This window comes from Mucilaginibacter humi (genome assembly GCF_013087555.1).
The window spans coordinates 1-17,234 of record NZ_JABFCR010000023.1 but is presented as its reverse complement, the minus strand read 5'-3'; the positions used below and the strand labels follow the sequence as shown (position 1 = coordinate 17,234).

Below are 17,234 nucleotides of genomic sequence, written 5' to 3'. Positions count from 1 at the left end.
GATTTATTTAATGCAATTTATTGATTATTAATAATTTAAAATAAAGGCATGTAATTGGCTTTATTCATCAGTATAAAAAAATCAGTGCCATGATCAAAAATTATTTACGCGTTGTTTTCAGGAATTTGGCTAAAAATAAAGCCTTCTCATTTATCAATATTGTGGGGTTGGCTGTTGGTATGGCGGCTTGTCTGCTTATTATGCAATATGTGAGTTTTGAATTGAGCTATGATAAATTTAATACCAACAGTGCCAGGCTTTACCGCATTAATGAGGATAGATATACCGGCGGTAAACTAAGTACACAATGGGCTGCAGGCGCATCGGCTGCCGGGCAGGCTTTTAAAGAAGCTTTCCCCGACGATATTGAGGCATATGTGAAAATGTTGGGTTATGGGCAACAATTGGTTAGCAAAAGCAATATTAATTTGGTAGACAAAAATGTCTATTTGGTAACGCCTGCCTTTTTTAAAATGTTTAGCTACCCTTTACTGCAAGGCAACCCAAACACCGTTTTAACCGAACCAAGCTCCGTAGTACTATCCGAAAGTATAGCTAATAAGTTGTTTCATGGCGCTAATGCAATGGGGCAAATAATCACAATATTTAATAAACCCATAAAAGTTACAGGTGTGATGAAAGATATGCCCAATAACTCGCACCTAAAATTGAATGTACTGGTATCATACGCTACCCGTAACGTTTTGGACCCGGTGCCTGCAACTTATGAGCGTGATAAATTTTGGTTTACTGACGGCTTTTTAACCTATGTACTATTAAAACCCGGGGTAGACCCCAAGGCCCTTCAAGCCAAGTTTGTTCCCATTGCCGACCGCGGTCTTGTCGATCAGCCAAACGAGAAAGCAATCTACACCTTGCAACCTGTAAATGATATCCACCTTTACTCAAACCGTAAAAAGGAGGCCGGCCCCAATGGCGACAGCAAATCTGTTTACCTGCTGCTGGGCATAGCCATTTTTGTAATTGTAATAGCATGGATCAATTACATTAACCTGGCTACTGCCCGCGGCCCGGCCCGCGCCAAAGAGGTTGGCGTGCGCAAAACTTTAGGATCAGGCAAAAGCCAATTAATAGCCCAGTTTATGTTTGAGGCTATTGTGTTAAATAGTTTGGCTATGTTACTGGCCGTGTTTATTATAGCCGCCTGCCTGCCAGCATTTGCCGCTATAAGTGGTATTGATATCGGTTTTACAATATTTATCAGGCCTGCGTTTTGGCTATCGGTAGTGGGTATTTGTTTGGTAGGTTCGGCCTTTTCAGGATTTTACCCGGCAATTGTTTTATCTAATTATCGCCCTGTAGAGATACTGAAAGGTAAATTCAGCAATTCGAAAGACGGTGTAATACTCCGTAAAGGTTTGGTTGTTTTTCAGTTTGCTGCATCAATTTTTCTGCTGATAGGAGCACTTACGGTTTACAAACAGATCAGCTTTATGCAGAGCCAAAAACTGGGTGTAAATATCGATCAAACGGTAGTGATCAGGTCGCCGTTGATACAGGTTGATTCGATGCGTCGCGAAGCGCGAGTTTTTAAGGAAAGCGCACTGGCCCTGCCAACCGTTAAAAGCGTTACCATATCAAGCGATGTGCCGGGCGCTGAAGTGAACAACAACATGGGCGCGCTGCGTATGGTAGGCCAAAGCAAAAACGCCAACGTACAAGCCCGGGTAATGAGGATAGATATGGATTTCCTGAAAAATTATGGCATCAAGATCATTGCCGGCCGGGGTTACTCGCCTGATCATCCGGGCGACAATGATGCCTTAGTTGTTAGCCGTACTGCATCCCAACTGTTTGGCTTTAACAAACCCGAAGATATGATAGGTAAGCAAATGCTGTTTGACGACAAGCCACAAACCATTATCGGCATTACCGAAGATTTTCATCAGCGATCATTGCGCGATAAATATGACGCTATCATTTTTGATTATGACCCATGGGCGCAAGGCAATGTATCGGTTAAGATCCATACTAATAACGTTGCCCAATCCATAGCAAGCCTTAAAGCGAAATGGGCAGAGCGTTATCCCGGCGATTCGTTTGATTTTTACTTCCGGATGATCACTTTAATGAGCAATACAAAGCCGATCAACGCTTTAGCGCTGTGTTTGGCACCTTTACTGTCATAGCCATTTTTGTGGCATGCATGGGATTGTTTGGCCTGGTGTCATACACCATTGTACAACGCACCCGCGAGATAGGAATCCGTAAAGTTTTGGGTGCATCGGTTAATAGTATCCTGCAATTGTTATATAAAGACTTTGCCCTGCTGGTTTTGGCCGCCTTCGTGGTTGCCGCGCCCATTGCCTGGTACGCCGTGCATCAATGGTTGAATGGCTATGCCTTCAGGATCGGGATCAGCCCGTTATTCTTCCTGTTGCCATTTATAGTGGTGCTGATCATCGCTTTTGCAACCGTATCATGGCTAAGTATAAAAGCCGCGCTAATGAACCCGGTAAATAGCCTTAAAACAGAATAATAACACCTAACTGATCATATTAATTAATTGCCGGTAGCTTATAAAGCTACCGGCTTTTTTGTTATAAATTAGGCACGTGAAAATCGTCCTGAAATACCTGCTTTTTATTGCCTGCTTATTGCCGGAATTACTATCGGCACAAACCCTTACCATCACTATCGATGCCAAAAACACTGCGCAAACTATTGATAACATTGGCGCATCCGGCTGCTGGTTCTCTGAGGGGATTGGTAAATATTGGCCCATAGAGAAGCGTGAAAGAATGGCCGAACTGCTCTTTAGTAAAGAAGCCGGGCCAGATGGTACGCTAAAAGGTATTGGCTTATCTGCCTGGCGCTTTAATATTGGCGCTGGTACGGCAGAGCAGGGCGATAGCAGCGGGATCCGTGATTTCAGAAAACGGGTGGAATGCTTTCTAAACAGCGATGGTACTTATAACTGGGATAAGCAGGCGGGTTACCAATGGTTCCTGCGTAAGGCGAAAGACTATAAGGTAGAGAATTTGATCGCTTTTGTAAATAGCCCGCCGGTACAATTTACGCAAAACGGACTGGGTTATAAAACGGTTAAGGACCATAAAGCCAATTTAAAAGCAGACAAGTATGATGCATATGCTTATTTTCTGGCCGAAGTGGTTAAGCATTTCGATCAACAAAAACTCCACTTTAATTACCTGAGCCCGGTTAACGAACCGCAATGGGATTGGGCCAACCAGCCCGGGCAGGCCAGCCGGGAGGGGAGCCCGTGGAGCAATGAAGAGATCTATCATGCCATAACAGTCGTGGGTGCAGCCTTAACCAAAAGTAAACTCACCACCAAAATACTTACACCTGAAGCCGGGCAACTGGATTATCTGTATGGCAATAACACCGCTACATCTCAACAAATACAAACTTTGTTTGCGGCTAACGGTAAGTACAGTTTTAACGGTTTAAAGCATGTACCTAAGATAGTAGCAGGGCATAGCTATTTTACCGAGAATGGGGATAATAACCTGATAAACGTACGTAAGCACCGGCCGATACGGCTGCTAAATATGGCGTTAACTTTTGGCAGTCAGAATACTCTATGCTGGCCGATGGTTATAAAGAAGGCACTAAGGGGCGACGCAGCCAGATGGATTGCGCGCTGTTTTTAGCCAAAGTAATTAACCACGACCTGACCATTGCCAATGCCGCCGCCTGGCAATTATGGAACGCCCGGGAGCCCGGTAACGCCGAATGGGATACCCGTTATTACCTGCTGGCCCTAAAACCAAATGCCGATTATAAAGACGGCGAATTTACCATCACCAAAAACTTATGGGCATTGGGCAATTACAGCCGCTTTGTGCGCCCCGGGATGAAAAGGTTAGCTACTACCCGTAACGACGGACTTACGCCTGTACATGTGGCGCAGGATGTAATGGTATCCGCATTTGCCGGCGGTAAGGATAAACTGGTAATGGTGGTAATTAATTATACGCAGCAAACCCGGTTGGTAACGCCTGATCTGAAGAATTTTAAACCGGTGAAAACCTATCGCACTTATACTACATCAGCCAACGCCGGTGATGATTTAAAACCATCAGCCGTAACCAATTTAAGCGGCGCAATTAGCTTGCAGCCAAGATCAATTACTACGATAGTTTTTAATTAGCAGATCTATTTCACCTCCGCGTCAAAGGCGCTGTTCAATATCGCCCCGTTACGCTTAGCTTGGATCCAGATACGATATTTGCCGGGCTGAGGAAACGTATAAGGGAAACTGATTTGGTGGACCATAGGGCCGGTTTTTGATGGCGCCATATCGGGCATATTGGCCATTAGCAGTTTACTGCGGTCGGCTTCCGGCATTGCGTTCAAACGGGTCATAAAATGATCTACGCTATCGGCAAATACTTTAGGTTGCGGCAGGTACTTATCCAACGGTTTATGGAAAGCGATCCTGTCCAGCAAAGCCTTTTGCGATGCCATAGAATAGCTGCCCGCCGGGTGCAGGTGGATGTATACGCTGCCATCATCTTTTAAAATAACCGCGTGTGCCATCATACCCATATAGGGTTCCAGTTTGGCAGGTTTTCCTTCGGGATCTAAAATTTCAAATTGTAAATTGCTTAGCTCGCCGGCTTTAATTTCTTTGCCGGGACTTTGCATCCATACGGCGGTTGAGCCATCATTCAGTTTCGTTTCGATCCCCGGCGAGCCGCAGATTGCCGCACCGGTACGGGTAGCGGTTTTGCTGTTGATAGCGTTGCTCAGGTAATAGGTATCGTCAGGGTCTACGGCTACAGTTGGTTTAGTAGTCAACCCTGCGTTATGGAAGATATTTTCCTTAACATCTAACGTATCTACTATCGTTTCTGCAAATCCGCTCAGGCGGGTTATATCAGCATATACCCAATATTTACCGGCAGGCAGGTTGGGTATTTTGGCCGTAAAAGTTACCGAGTCTACCCGTTGCGGGTGCAGGTGCGCAAATACATCAAGCTCGCCGGCTTTTATTAAAAACAGGTGCATCAGCTTGCCATGGTCGGGCACCGGGTAGCTCATTTTACGGGTGATATTCATCCGGCGCCTTTGCGTCATATTATTCAGCTGCACGGTATCAACGGTAAGTGTCAGTGTACCATCCTGCCCGTTTACTGTAGTGGTAGCCTGTAATGGGCGATATAGAAACTTATTATAGTTAGCCGCCGCGGCGTTCCACCAGCTTAAGCCTCCCCATAATATCAGCACTAAGATAACCAGGCTGCTTACGCCGCCAATGGCGCGTCGCCTGCGCAGGCGTTTGGTAATTTCTTCGCCCGGGTTTAGCTGGCTATCGCCCATGCTTGAACTGATAATGGTTACCATCAGCACTACCAAAAAGACAGCCATTCCTAACAAGGCCCAACCCAAACCGGCAGGCATTGCGCGCTTAGCTGTTGATACCGCCATAACAGGCACCAATACAGTTCCTTTACCCAGCGGACCATCGATCATAATCTCAATGCTTGATGTGCCCATGTTCATGAACCAGATCTTTACATCAAAACGCCCCGGCTGGCCGGCAAAGGCGGTGGCCTGGTCGGCGCGTGGGGTGCCGTCTGCACCTATGGTCCAGTACACGGGTTTGGCAAATACTTTTACACCTTTAACACCGTCTTCCAAATAAACGGTGACGTTGGCGGTGCCCGGTATAACATCAGGCGGGTTAATGCTTACAATAACTTTATATGGCCCGGCCTTACCCTCAAAGGTAACACCGGGGCTGCCCACGTGGCCGTAGCTTTTAACAACAGCCAGCAGCAGGCTAAGAAACAGGATAAGTTTTTTCATGACAGGGATTAGGTTACCGTTTAACTGATTTCATCCAACGGCCCCGTGTTAATCCCAGCCAGCTTGACAGGAAGGCAAGTACAATGGCGGTAGCTAAGCCCTTAACCAGAATTACGCCGGTTTCAATATTCCCGGGTGCAAAACTATAACGGTATTGGTAAGTTGGATCTGCCCCAAAGTACCATGACGTTGTACCAAAAAACCAATTACGGGCATGAACGGTGGTTAAAAAATCGCCGAAAGGCCATTGCACCGCGAGTAATACCAATACAAAAGCCGCGCCTATAGCCAATGCCCTTATGATTGAGGCCTTGTTTGATAAACGTTGATTTAACCAGTCGATAGCCATTGCCGGGAAGATAAGCAACAGCGGGAAATGGAAACTTTGATAATGGGTAATATGGTTAAGTACCGGCCCTAACTTGGGTTCGGCAGGAAATATGGGGAGGATCCATACCAAAAGAGCCATAACCACCATATAAACAGCCGCCATACGGGTAGCACCCCATTTAGTAGTTGATGCTATAGATACCGCTACTAAAAACAAGGGAAATAATCCGCCTGCAACCTCGTAAAATAACGAGCCGTGCATATCATGCCGGGTTAGATATTCGGACGCTATGGTAAATAACATCACCAGTAAAAAGCCCGATGATAACATGAAACAGGCAGCCAAAGTTTTTTTAGAATAGGTGGAGTTAATACCTTCGCGGTTTTGTAGAGCCATTACACTTACCATGGCACCAAATTGAATAGTTACCATACCCAACAGCAATACCGTGTGCGGCGGCGACAGGATCTGTACATCCAATCCAAATGTGTTGTGCCACCAGTCGTCAAACGGGGCAGAGGTTATCATGGTGAAGGCGCCCCAGATGCAAAACAGCGCGCCTAATGATCCGTAAAAAACCTTCCAGAAGTTGATGGATTGCTGCTTTTCCTCCTTACGCCCTGCAAAGGTTAAGCGCAGTACATAATAGCCCGAAAATAAGCCTGATGTTACCGCGCCCAGTACGTAACCAAATGCGGTGGCGAAAACAGGCCGTCGCGCCCGATGCTGGTATGCCAGGGATATATCCCATATTAAACCAATAGTAATACAAAACGAGGCAAATACTACCGCGTAAATATAAAATGGCAGGGTAAGCGTAGCGGTAGAAGCAGTAATATCTTTTGTTGGCGATAAGGTAATAGTACTCATTTAGCGGTTTATATATTTGATCTTGTTGCTATAGCAACAGCACTAAGATAGCATATCGTAATTAAATATTAATCAGCAATTTTACTCCCGGTAATATTTTTATTATTAATTAAACATGAGCTAATAAAAGCGGTTATATTTGAATATGTACAAACATCTAAACATGAAAACACTGCCTCTTACATTGATTTTAGTAATTGCTTTTATAATTTCTAAAGCGCAGGCTCCAAAATCGGCTACACATTTTGGGTCGGTTAGTTTGCAACCAACCATTGCTTATGTTAAAAGTGATGATGGCAACAGGCGCATGATAAGGTTGCTTTTTAAAGGCGGAAAAAAAAATTTACAGAGGCCGATGCTACCATTAATTTTAACGGTAAAACAGCGGCCGTAAAAATACCTGCTAATAAAGAGGGTACTGATGCTTTTGAAATTTTACTACCCGGCCCGGCTGTAAAAGCTGCTACGCAAGCAGATGTTACTGTACAGAGTGAAGGAAAAACTTATACCGCCAGCTGCATGGTTGAGCCGGCAAAAGATAACTGGCGGGTGTATGTACTACCACACTCGCACGTAGATATTGGTTATACCAATGTGCAGGCCAAAGTTTTAAAGCTGCATATGGATAATATTGATGAGTCGATAGAACTGGCTAAGAAAACAGCTAATTACCCTAAAGAGGCTCAATTTAAATGGACCACCGAGGCCATGTGGGTGGTAGAGAATTACCTGAAGCAAGCTGATGCGGCTAAAAAAGAAAGATTTTGGAGCGCGGTGAAAAAGGGCTGGATAAGCCTCGGATGGTGCCTATGGCAATACCAATACCAGTATGACCGATTCAAGGCAACTGATGATGATGTTTGCCGAATCGCAAAAGCTGGCTAAAAAGCATGGTATAGAAATTAACACCATGTTCCGGGCGATGTGCCGGGCGCATCCTCGGGGCTATCAGCGCAAAGCAACCAAACCAATATTAAATATTTCTTATCGGGTCCAAATGCTTCTGACAGGATTGGCTATTTGGCGCAGTGGCAGGATAAGCCATTTTACTGGGTGTCGCCATCCGGCAAGCAAAAGTTATTGTTTTGGCAATGTCAGCCATATTCTATCGGTTACAAACTAAAAGGCACCAAGATCCCCAACTTTTTTACTATTGAGGATCCCAAGCCTTTTTATACCGGCCACCCGTCTGATAATTTCTTAAATCCTTACCTGTTTGAATATTTGGGTGGATTAGAGAAGAATAACTTCCCGTACAACATATCCATCCTTACCTGGGCGATGAGCGATAACGCGCCTATAGACCCTGAACTACCGGATGCCGTTAAGGCCTGAACGAACGTTTTGAATCGCCGAAGCTCATCATCACCTCAACCAAACAGTTCTTTAATGATTTTGAAGCCGCTTATAAGGATCAGATCCCTACTATAAGTGGCGATTATACCGAATACTGGACCGACGGCGTATCATCCGCGGCACGCGAAACCGCTTTGAGCCGCGAAACCTCTGATCAGTTAAAACAAGCTAACGCCATTTGGGCCATCCGCAATAAGCCGGCTTATCCCGCAGCCGATGTGGACGAGACCTCGAAGAACCTGTTATTATACAACGAGCATACCCGGGGCGCTTTCAACAGCGTAAGCCAGCCCGACAATGACAAGGTAAAAAGCGAATGGGCCATGAAAAAAGGCTATGCCATACACGCTAAAGGCTTAACGGATACCTTAACCGCTAAAGCGCTTACCCCGGTAGCTGCCAAAGCAAACGCGATTGATGTTTATAACACCGGCGTGGCCGCGTACAGATGTGGTTTATGTACCTGTAACGCTAAGCAGCGCCGGCGATTTGGTGAAAGATGCTACCGGTAAAAAGTCCCATCGCAACGCTTAAGTACTGGCGAGCTGGCTTTTGTGGCGACTACCGTACCCGCATTTAGTAAGAGCACCTACACAGTAAGTGCAGGGAAAGCTTTTGCTCAAGGCGCGGCAATCATTAGCCAAAGCAGCTTAAGCAACGGCGTTTATACTGTCGCTATTGATAAATCAACCGGCGATATCAATCACATAATAAAAAAACAAGGGAACAATAATTTAATTTTGGTTGACACCGCCGGCTTTAATAAATACCTGTACATGCCCGGCGATTCGCTGCAAAAGATCACTACAAGTTTAACACCCAAAATCAGCATAAAAGAAAAAGGGCCTTTGGTGATAAGCTTGCTGATTACTTCGCAGGCACCGGGTACAAATGGCCTTACCCGCGAAATAAGATTAGTTAACGGCCTGGATAAAGTTGAGCTGATAAATACCATCGATAAAATAGCTATTCGTAAAAAGGAGAGTGTGCATTTTGCATTTCCATTTAAAGTACCAGATGCTAAAGTGCGGTACAGTATTCCCCGGGAAGTATTACTGCTGAAACGGATCAGCTTACAAATTCAAACCGCAACTGGTATACCATGCAACGTTGGGTGGATGTCTCAAATGCATCGTATGGTATAACCTGGTCAAGCCCGGATGCGCCGTTATTTGAGATAGGCAGGATTACTACCGGTGGATTGTTGGGTGGCTTGCGTTTATCGCCGCTATGGTTAAAATACACGCCGCAATCATCGAAAATTTATTCGTGGGTGATGAATAATTTATGGCATACAAATTTCCCTGCAGACCAGGGAGGTTTGGCTACGTTCCATTATGTTTTCGCCGCGCATGCCAGTAGTTATGATAGCTTTAAAGCTAACCAGACGGTTTAAACAACCATCAGCCATTAATTGCTGCAACTGCATCGGGTGATGCTAACAGTAAATTGTTTTTTAAAGTTGATGGTTATAATATATACGTAGAATCAATAAAGCCTGCTGATGACGGCAATGGCGTAATAGCAGATCTGGTAAATGCCGGAGATGCGCAAACCCGTGTTAATATCACCCCGCAGGGCACACCAGCCATAAAGATATGGGAAAGTAACTTAACAGAGGATAAAAAGGGCAGCCTGAATAACAATTTTACTATACCGGCTAAAGGGATATTGACAGTGAGGATAGAAAAATAAAGCGTGGGTTGTACTATTTATCTGAATTAGCCGGATTGTCTTTTTAAGTACATCGCCCCGCCCAATGTTGATGCAGGTGCAAAAATAATGATAGCGAATAGCTGCGTCCAATGGCTGCCGCCAGATGTAAGCAGGGATACCATAGCAAGAGCAGCTATAATAAATGCCAGTATAAAGTTTAAGTTAAGATTTTTGGTTTGGGCAATTAATTGCAAAATCAATCCGCTTAAAACAGAGAAAATATACCGTAAACGGCCGTTATAATTTTAAAGTTTATGGTAGCATCGGCATGCGGTTCCCGGTCTGTAAAACTAAATAATAACACCGCGCTTGCAGCGAAAATTATATAACTTATTATAACGGCTAAAATTTTCCTGATCATTTCAATTAACTTTAGGTTTTAATAATGGTAGTACCAATAACCGCACAATAAGATGCGCTACTAACGACAGGGCGAAGGTAAATACCAATATCATTACCTTTTTTTGCATGGTATCAAAGTAATCTAAAAACGATAATTGGCCGGCGCCGCTGTATAAAAGTGCCAATACAAACACCAGTACGCCGGTTAGCCACAAAGTTAAGTGCGAATAAAAGTAACGGGCCGGTACTAACTCTGATTTTTGGAAAGATGTAAAAAGTAACACTACGTGTGCAATAAATAATGCTGTAGCTGCAGTAGCAATAAGGTAAAACATAAGCTTTGGGGTCGGTTATTTCGTAAAAATAAAAACTCAATGACATATTTAAAACCTTTTGTTTGATATAGTACAACCAAGTTCGTTAAGCAACATTGATTTAAAAAGCCTTTAAATTTATACTTAAAGGCTTTGCCTGTCTTCAATAGATATAGACTAAATTACAACCTATTTTTGTACAATTTAATACTATTATTTTTTGTTTAGTGTGATATTGTATTATATTTGCTTCGGAACATAAGATGTTCTAAGTATAATGTCAAATAAAACACCAAAAGTATCTTATACGGATGAGCCGGCAGTTGCTGTTATCGGTTCAGGCTTTTCAGGGTTAAGTGCTGCGGCATATTTAGCCAAAGCAGGTAGCACTGTTAATGTGTATGAAAAGAACACTGAAATAGGAGGCCGCGCACGCCAATTGATCGCTAATGGTTATACTTTCGATATGGGCCCCAGCTGGTATTGGATGCCCGAAGTTTTTGAACCTTCTTTAACGACTTTGGTTATCAGGCATCAGACTTTTACGAATTGAAACAACTTGATCCTGGATTTACCGTTGTTTTTGGGAAACACGATATTTTAAACATACCTGCGGATTATGCTGCCTTAGAAACATTGTTTGAATCTATTGAGGCAGGAAGCGCCAAACAGTTAGCGCTTTTTTTAGAAGAGGCTACTTATAAATATAACACAGGTATGAACAAGCTGGTGCATAAGCCCGGCCTTTCCTTACTTGAATTTGCCGACTGGGACCTTATCAGGGGCGCATTTAAACTGCAGGTGTTTACATCTTTTAGCAAACACGTTCGGCGTTTTTTTAAAGATCAGCGCTTAATTACCCTGATGGAATTCCCGGTGCTTTTTTAGGCGCGATGCCCGAAGATACCCCAGCATTATACAGCCTGATGAATTATGCCGGATTGAAACTGGGTACCGGGTACCCTAAAGGCGGCTTCGGTAAAGTAATTGAGGCCATGCAAAAAGTTTGTGAAGCACAGGGTGTTGTTTTTCATACGGATTCGCCGGTAACTCATTTTCATGTCGTGGATGGGCGGATCGATCAAATCAGCACAAAATACGGCGATAGTCCTTATGACGGTGTTATTGCGTCGGCAGATTATCACCATGTAGAAGAACAATTGCTTGATCCGTCATTAAGAAATTACGATGCAAATTATTGGGGTAAGAGGGTAATGGCTCCTTCGAGCCTGATCTTTTACCCGGGCGTAACCTGTAAAATCGAAAAATTAGAACATCATACCTTGTTTTTCGATGCAGACCTCAAGTTACACGCGAAAGAAATATATAAAGACCCCCAATGGCCTACCAAACCGCTTTTTTACGTTTGCTGCCCCTCAAAGTCGGATGACAGTGTAGCACCTGCCGGGCATGAAAATCTATTTATCCTGATGCCGCTGGCTCCCGGTATAGAAGATACGGAGATGCTTCGTGAAGAATATTTTGCCCTGATCATGAATCGCCCGGAAGATTATACCGGCATATCTATCAAAAGCAGCCTCGACTACAAAAAAGCTACTGTGTAAAAGATTTTAAAGCAGACTATAATTCCTTTAAAGGCAATGCTTATGGCCTGGCAAATACACTGATGCAAACCGCTCACCTTAAGCCTTCTATCAAAAATAAAAAAGTAAAAAATCTATTTTACGCCGGCCAGCTCACCGTGCCAGGGCCGGGTGTACCGCCTTCAATTATTTCAGGTAAGGTTTCTGCTCAATTACTCATTCAATACCTCAATCATAATGAAAGAACGATTTGATACACTATCTGCTACGTGCAGCAGGGAAACAACCCGGTTATATAGTACCAGCTTTTCCCTGGGGATATTGTTTTTTAATAAAGAAGTACGCGATCCTATACATGCGATCTATGGATTCGTTAGGCTGGCCGATGAGATTGTGGATAGTTTCCATGGATACCCTAAATCGCAAATGCTGGCCGAATTAAAGGCCGATACCTTTACAGCTATCGAACGCGGGATAAGTATTAACCCGGTGATCAACTCATTTCAGGAGGTAGTCAACCGGTTCGGCATAGCGCATACCCTGATCATACAGTTTCTAAACAGCATGGAAATGGATTTAGGCGAACAATACTATAATGCCGAAAAATATGAGCAATACATTATGGGTTCTGCACAGGTAGTAGGGCTGATGTGTTTGCATGTGTTCACTAATGGTAATGATGAAGAATTTGAACGCCTAAAAATCCCTGCCATGAAGTTGGGCTCCGCTTTTCAGAAAGTGAATTTCCTTCGGGATGTTAATACCGATTATCTGGAGCTTAACCGTACTTATTTCCCCAATGTAGACCTTGCTGCATTCTCTGATGAAAATAAACGGGCCATTGAAGAAGATATATTGAATGAATTTAACGACGCCCTAACCGGGATCAGGCAATTGCCGCTTACCTGCCGTAAAGGGGTGTACCTTGCTTATGTTTATTATAAACAGTTATTTCGTAAGATTGCCAAAGTGCCGGCCAAAAAGGTAATGTCCGAAAGGATACGGGTATCAAACGGCCACAAATTTTATTTAATGTTTGATTCATTGATCAGGTACAAATTAAATGTGCTATGAAAGTACTGCTGTACCTTTTTATGCTACCGTTAGGTGCGCTTGCAGTTCAAGCTGTTGATTTAAGTAAGATACGGGGCTTTACCAGCGTGCCGCTAAAGTTAAGCAGGATGCGTTACAGCTAAATCAGTTGATGCTTCAGGTGGATAGTGATGCGGCACCGGTGTTGGTTTGCTATAAAGGGGCTAATGAGATGTTACAGGCTAAATACGCAGTAAATCCAATTGTTAAGTTTGATAAGTTTAACAAAGGAAAAAATTTGATCAAAAAGCTTTTAGCCGAGACACCCTCAATCTGGAAATGCGGTTTATCCGATTTTCTATTCAAAATAACCTGCCTGCTTTTTTAGATTATCATGATGAACTGGATAGTGACAAACACTACCTGATGGTTAATACCAAAAACAGTAATGACCCTGAACTGAAAGAAATGATCTTTAACTATTTATCCCGTTTAGCTGTTATTAAACAGGATAAATTAAAACAACTTAAAAATTGAAAGAGAGTGTAATGATTGTTAATGCCAGTGGTGGAGCTATTGGAACGATGGATAAAATGGCCGCTCACCGTTCAGGGACACTTCACCGTGCCTTCTCCGTTTTTATATTTAACAGCAAAGGTCAATTGTTGCTGCAGCAAAGGGCTTTGGATAAATACCACTCTGGCGGGCTTTGGACAAATACCTGTTGCAGCCATCCCCGTTTAGGCGAAAGTACCTCTGATGCGGCCCATCGGCGTTTGCAGGAAGAAATGGGAATAAACTGTGAGCTAACCGAATTGTTCCAATTCAGTTATCGCCATGAGTTTGAAAACGGGCTTATTGAAAACGAATATGACCACGTTTTTATGGGTATCAGTGATGAATTGCCATTGCCTAACCCAGACGAAGTGGGTGATTTCAGGTATATAGACACAGACCTGCTGCTATTTGAACTATTGGAGCAGCCCAATAAATACACCCCTTGGTTTAAAATATGCCTTGAACAGGTGTTGGAAATGTATTATAAAGTTGTTTAAAATGAATTTGCTTATTAACATCGCTGTAATATTGGCCGCATTTTTCGGTATGGAGGGAGTAGCCCTGGTTAACTCATAAATATATTATGCATGGTATTTTATGGTCGCTACACCGTGATCACCATTTGAAAGAACATTATGGCTTTTTGGAACGCAACGACTTGTTTTTTCTGATATTCGCGCTGCCGGGAATTGCCTGCCCGGCTGCAGGAGCGTTTTATAGCGTACCGGTACTAACCTCCATCGGTACGGGCATCACCCTTTACGGCGCTTGTTATTTTTTGTGCATGATCTGTTTATACATCAACGTATAAAACTGCTCCGCAATTCAAATAGCCATTATTTAAAAGCAATTAGGCGGGCGCATAAAATGCAACAAGCACATCGGAAAACATGACGGTGAAAGCTTCGGTATGTTATGGGTTTCGCGGAAATACTTTAGTAACAACTCAAAAAACGGCCCGTCATGAGACTGACTTACCTGCTCATCGACCTTTTTTCTGTACTTGTTCCGTTTGTTTTTTTCGTTTCATCCAGGCCTGAAGTTTTATAAAAACTGGCCCTCGCTTTTTCCGGCGATGATATTAACAGCGGTAGCATTTATTAGCTGGGACATGTATTTCACCCATTTAAAAATATGGGGATTTAACCCGGATTATTTGACCGGTATTAATATCGGCAATCTACCTATAGAAGAGGTGCTGTTCTTTTTATGTATCCCTTATTCTTGCATGTTTACTTATACCTGTTTAAGCGTACTTATTAAAAAGAAGCTATCAAAGCGAGGGCAACTTGTTATCACTTCGACACTAATAGCCTTATCCTTCTTCATGTCCATCCGGTTTCATGCTTTAAGCTATACCAGCTATACTTTTGTGGTATTGGCTATACTGTTGATTATAGCACAATTCGTTTTAAAGGTAAACTGGCTTTCTCAATTCTACACCACCTATTTGGTGCTTTTACTGCCTTTTATAATCGTAAACGGCCTGCTTACGGGGACGGGCCTGGCAAACCCTGTGGTGTGGTATAATCCATTGCATATTATTGGGCTGCGTATACTCACTATACCTTTTGAAGATATATTTTATGGAATGGACCTGATCCTTTTAAATGTGATGATTTATTCAGCTATAAACTCAAATATTTATCAACGAAGTAAAACTTTAAAACAGCAAACTACCGGGCCGCTTTAAAATACGCAAAGCCGAACGCTTAAGACAAACTAAATTTGAACTGTTAGCGATACTTATAATTAACGAAAATATGAAATCATACCAACTCATTCATCAATTGATAACCCTCGTAGAAGAACTGGAACAAGAAAACCGGGGCCGGGAAGTCTCTATCCGTGGATTTTACAGGTTTTTTGCTGAATAAAGTTGGTGACACCGGGGGGAACGGGCATGACAGTGAAGTGAGATTTGGCGACAGTGACAGTGCCGCTTTGGATATCGCCTATCAATTAGATAATAACATCGGCCGCCTTTTTGTTTTTATGAGCCGGTATGCGAAATCTTATATTAAAAAGCATTAGAAGGCACCCCTTTACAAACTGCCGAGGATTTTACCGCGCTGGCGATTTTAATGACGCACACGCATCTGTCTAAAAGTGAACTGATAGGGCACAATTTGCAGGAAAAAACGTCGGGAACAGAAGTAATCAAGCGCTTGATTGCTTCAGGGCTGGTGAGACAGTGGGATGATGTGAAGGACAAAAGAAGTAAACACATTGCCATTACTGATGAGGGCAGGAAACTATTATTTCAGGTATTTGAACATACCAATTATGTGGGTAAAATAATCACCGGTAAATTGACTATAGCAGAGAAATTTACCCTGCAATATCTTTTACAGAAGCTGGAGAACTTTCACCGAACACTACGAAAAGAAGACCATAGTTAACAAAGAAGATCTTAAAAAGCTTGCACAGGAAAATTCTGTATAGTATTGGCAATCGGTCATCCAAATAAAAGATTAGTTTGATAGGAAAGGGTAGGGATAAAAGAATATTGGATACTTATGTAAGGCATCGCATCAAACCGATCATATTATTGAATAAAAAAAGCCCCGCAGACATGCGGGGCTTGCTCCCCATACTGACACTCCGTTGAAAGATTTGGTAGAAGATCTTAAGAGAATTGCAAATTTAGGGAACAACATACTGCTTAAATGGCAATAGAAATGGGATGGCTCGAAACACTATGTGCTAAATTTTAAGAATTTTTCTAATTATCTTGAAACACCGTTTAGCAAACTGACAACAACCCTTTTCGCGGTCAAAAACGCCTGTTGAAGGTAAAATTTGGCAGGTTAAGTAATATTTGCTATATCTGACCTCATGTTATTCCGCAGACACATCGACCGTTACCTGCCCTTAGGCTTAGGTAGATTGCCGATATTAGATTGCCGATAAATTAAATACCGGTCAAATAAATCGGGTTAAATCTGTTAATATCATCGCCAGCGAGTAGTAAACAATATAGCGTGGCTGGCTGGGCCGTTAAAGCTGTTTTCACCATCAGCATTTCGATAATCGAGTCGCGCCATAATGTGGTGATCTGTGTTTCAGGTCATGCGCTATGCTGACCACCCAATTGCTCGACGCAGCAACAATGGTATTCCAAGTAACTCAATCACTGTACGCTCGCTCATGCGCTCTCATGAGGACTCACGGCCAATATTGCAACGTGTTAAGCAAATTCGCCACAGCTGAGAAACTCTCCCTGCAATCACCGTAATGTTTGGTGAAGAACGTGTTATACTATTTCATAAGCCATTTTTCATGTGGGTGGTACATTATTTATGAATGCAGGTATTCAAACGCTGCGGCAACTGTGATGACTGCGAGCGGCTTCGCATCATTACACTCTCT

25 protein-coding genes and 1 pseudogene are annotated in these 17,234 nt (G+C 43.1%); 22 read left to right on the top strand and 4 right to left on the bottom strand.

Annotated features, from left to right (window positions below):
* The first annotated feature begins 89 nt into the window (after positions 1–89).
* From HK413_RS06410 to HK413_RS19475, 4 genes are all read left to right on the top strand, one after another.
* Positions 90–2,150 (top strand): ABC transporter permease, encoded by a 2,061-nt coding sequence (locus HK413_RS06410; RefSeq protein ID WP_217452114.1) that lies wholly within the window; start codon positions 90–92, stop codon positions 2,148–2,150.
* Entirely contained in the window at positions 2,126–2,500 is a 375-nt protein-coding gene (locus tag HK413_RS14975) for an ABC transporter permease (protein ID WP_217452113.1), read from the top strand. Before HK413_RS06410 ends, HK413_RS14975 begins: the two co-directional genes overlap by 25 nt.
* 76 nt (positions 2,501–2,576) lie before the next feature.
* A complete protein-coding gene (locus tag HK413_RS17115) occupies positions 2,577–3,638 on the top strand; it encodes a glycoside hydrolase (RefSeq protein ID WP_217452112.1) in 1,062 nt (353 codons plus the stop codon).
* On the top strand, positions 3,569–4,138 hold the full coding sequence (locus HK413_RS19475) for a glycoside hydrolase (protein ID WP_217452111.1): 570 nt from the start codon (positions 3,569–3,571) through the stop codon (positions 4,136–4,138). The genes HK413_RS17115 and HK413_RS19475 overlap by 70 nt, the downstream gene beginning before the upstream one ends.
* Positions 4,139–4,143: 5 nt before the next feature.
* Here the strand turns inward: HK413_RS19475 and HK413_RS06400 are convergent, their stop codons facing one another.
* Both HK413_RS06400 and HK413_RS06395 read right to left on the bottom strand, forming a co-directional pair.
* The gene (locus tag HK413_RS06400) at positions 4,144–5,799 is read right to left on the bottom strand and encodes a hypothetical protein (RefSeq protein WP_175269563.1); all 1,656 of its coding nucleotides are present in this window, start codon (positions 5,797–5,799) and stop codon (positions 4,144–4,146) included.
* Between the two features lie 13 nt (positions 5,800–5,812).
* Positions 5,813–7,000 carry a hypothetical protein gene (locus HK413_RS06395; protein ID WP_217452110.1) on the bottom strand — a complete coding sequence of 396 codons (1,188 nt, stop codon included), beginning with the start codon at positions 6,998–7,000 and terminating at the stop codon, positions 5,813–5,815.
* Positions 7,001–7,519: 519 nt separating this feature from the next.
* Between HK413_RS06395 and HK413_RS06390 the strand changes: the two genes are divergently transcribed.
* The 6 genes from HK413_RS06390 (at position 7,520) to HK413_RS06365 (ending at position 10,051) form a co-directional block, all read left to right on the top strand.
* Complete coding sequence (locus tag HK413_RS06390; RefSeq protein WP_175269562.1) at positions 7,520–7,885, top strand: glycoside hydrolase family 38 N-terminal domain-containing protein; 366 nt, start codon at positions 7,520–7,522, stop codon at positions 7,883–7,885.
* A 39-nt stretch (positions 7,886–7,924) separates the two neighbouring features.
* Complete coding sequence (locus HK413_RS06385) at positions 7,925–8,335, top strand: polysaccharide deacetylase family protein (RefSeq protein WP_175269561.1); 411 nt, start codon at positions 7,925–7,927, stop codon at positions 8,333–8,335.
* A 155-nt stretch (positions 8,336–8,490) separates the two neighbouring features.
* Positions 8,491–8,868: a hypothetical protein gene (locus tag HK413_RS06380; RefSeq protein WP_246229946.1), complete on the top strand. Its 378-nt coding sequence runs from the start codon at positions 8,491–8,493 to the stop codon at positions 8,866–8,868.
* A 42-nt stretch (positions 8,869–8,910) separates the two neighbouring features.
* Positions 8,911–9,501, top strand: a complete 591-nt coding sequence (locus HK413_RS06375) for a glycoside hydrolase family 38 C-terminal domain-containing protein (protein ID WP_175269560.1) — start codon at positions 8,911–8,913, stop codon at positions 9,499–9,501.
* On the top strand, positions 9,471–9,752 hold the full coding sequence (locus HK413_RS06370; protein ID WP_175269559.1) for a hypothetical protein: 282 nt from the start codon (positions 9,471–9,473) through the stop codon (positions 9,750–9,752). Before HK413_RS06375 ends, HK413_RS06370 begins: the two co-directional genes overlap by 31 nt.
* A 53-nt stretch (positions 9,753–9,805) precedes the next feature.
* Complete coding sequence (locus HK413_RS06365) at positions 9,806–10,051, top strand: glycosyl hydrolase-related protein (protein ID WP_175269558.1); 246 nt, start codon at positions 9,806–9,808, stop codon at positions 10,049–10,051.
* 26 nt (positions 10,052–10,077) lie between these two features.
* Here the strand turns inward: HK413_RS06365 and HK413_RS06360 are convergent, their stop codons facing one another.
* Entirely contained in the window at positions 10,078–10,266 is a 189-nt protein-coding gene (locus HK413_RS06360; protein ID WP_217452109.1) for a hypothetical protein, read from the bottom strand.
* Positions 10,267–10,434: 168 nt separating this feature from the next.
* Complete coding sequence (locus tag HK413_RS06355) at positions 10,435–10,749, bottom strand: hypothetical protein (RefSeq protein ID WP_175269556.1); 315 nt, start codon at positions 10,747–10,749, stop codon at positions 10,435–10,437.
* Positions 10,750–11,005: 256 nt separating this feature from the next.
* On the opposite strand from HK413_RS06355, the gene HK413_RS20870 reads away from it, so the two are divergent.
* The 12 genes and pseudogenes from HK413_RS20870 (at position 11,006) to HK413_RS06315 (ending at position 16,264) form a co-directional block, all read left to right on the top strand.
* Entirely contained in the window at positions 11,006–11,281 is a 276-nt protein-coding gene (locus tag HK413_RS20870) for a phytoene desaturase family protein (RefSeq protein ID WP_317169345.1), read from the top strand.
* Positions 11,278–11,616 carry a hypothetical protein gene (locus tag HK413_RS20865; protein ID WP_317169344.1) on the top strand — a complete coding sequence of 113 codons (339 nt, stop codon included), beginning with the start codon at positions 11,278–11,280 and terminating at the stop codon, positions 11,614–11,616. The genes HK413_RS20870 and HK413_RS20865 overlap by 4 nt, the downstream gene beginning before the upstream one ends.
* 5 nt (positions 11,617–11,621) lie before the next feature.
* The gene (locus HK413_RS20860; protein WP_317169343.1) at positions 11,622–12,293 is read left to right on the top strand and encodes a phytoene desaturase family protein; all 672 of its coding nucleotides are present in this window, start codon (positions 11,622–11,624) and stop codon (positions 12,291–12,293) included.
* A gap of 62 nt (positions 12,294–12,355) precedes the next feature.
* Entirely contained in the window at positions 12,356–12,526 is a 171-nt protein-coding gene (locus HK413_RS20855; protein WP_317169342.1) for a hypothetical protein, read from the top strand.
* Positions 12,510–13,346 (top strand): phytoene/squalene synthase family protein, encoded by an 837-nt coding sequence (locus HK413_RS06345; protein ID WP_175269555.1) that lies wholly within the window; start codon positions 12,510–12,512, stop codon positions 13,344–13,346. Before HK413_RS20855 ends, HK413_RS06345 begins: the two co-directional genes overlap by 17 nt.
* 297 nt (positions 13,347–13,643) lie before the next feature.
* On the top strand, positions 13,644–13,841 hold the full coding sequence (locus tag HK413_RS06340) for a hypothetical protein (RefSeq protein WP_175269554.1): 198 nt from the start codon (positions 13,644–13,646) through the stop codon (positions 13,839–13,841).
* Positions 13,838–14,359, top strand: coding sequence for an isopentenyl-diphosphate Delta-isomerase (gene idi / locus HK413_RS06335; protein ID WP_217452108.1), 522 nt, complete (start codon positions 13,838–13,840; stop codon positions 14,357–14,359). Before HK413_RS06340 ends, idi begins: the two co-directional genes overlap by 4 nt.
* A gap of 86 nt (positions 14,360–14,445) precedes the next feature.
* The gene (locus HK413_RS17110) at positions 14,446–14,673 is read left to right on the top strand and encodes a sterol desaturase family protein (protein WP_246229945.1); all 228 of its coding nucleotides are present in this window, start codon (positions 14,446–14,448) and stop codon (positions 14,671–14,673) included.
* Between the two features lie 180 nt (positions 14,674–14,853).
* Positions 14,854–15,099, top strand: a pseudogene (locus HK413_RS19470) (lycopene cyclase domain-containing protein); the annotation flags it as partial.
* Positions 15,091–15,555 (top strand): lycopene cyclase domain-containing protein, encoded by a 465-nt coding sequence (locus tag HK413_RS19465; protein WP_317169349.1) that lies wholly within the window; start codon positions 15,091–15,093, stop codon positions 15,553–15,555. The pseudogene HK413_RS19470 and the gene HK413_RS19465, both read left to right, overlap by 9 nt.
* A gap of 155 nt (positions 15,556–15,710) precedes the next feature.
* Positions 15,711–15,896: a hypothetical protein gene (locus HK413_RS06320; RefSeq protein ID WP_175269552.1), complete on the top strand. Its 186-nt coding sequence runs from the start codon at positions 15,711–15,713 to the stop codon at positions 15,894–15,896.
* A gap of 50 nt (positions 15,897–15,946) precedes the next feature.
* Positions 15,947–16,264 carry a MarR family winged helix-turn-helix transcriptional regulator gene (locus HK413_RS06315; protein ID WP_175269551.1) on the top strand — a complete coding sequence of 106 codons (318 nt, stop codon included), beginning with the start codon at positions 15,947–15,949 and terminating at the stop codon, positions 16,262–16,264.
* Positions 16,265–17,234: the final 970 nt, after the last annotated feature.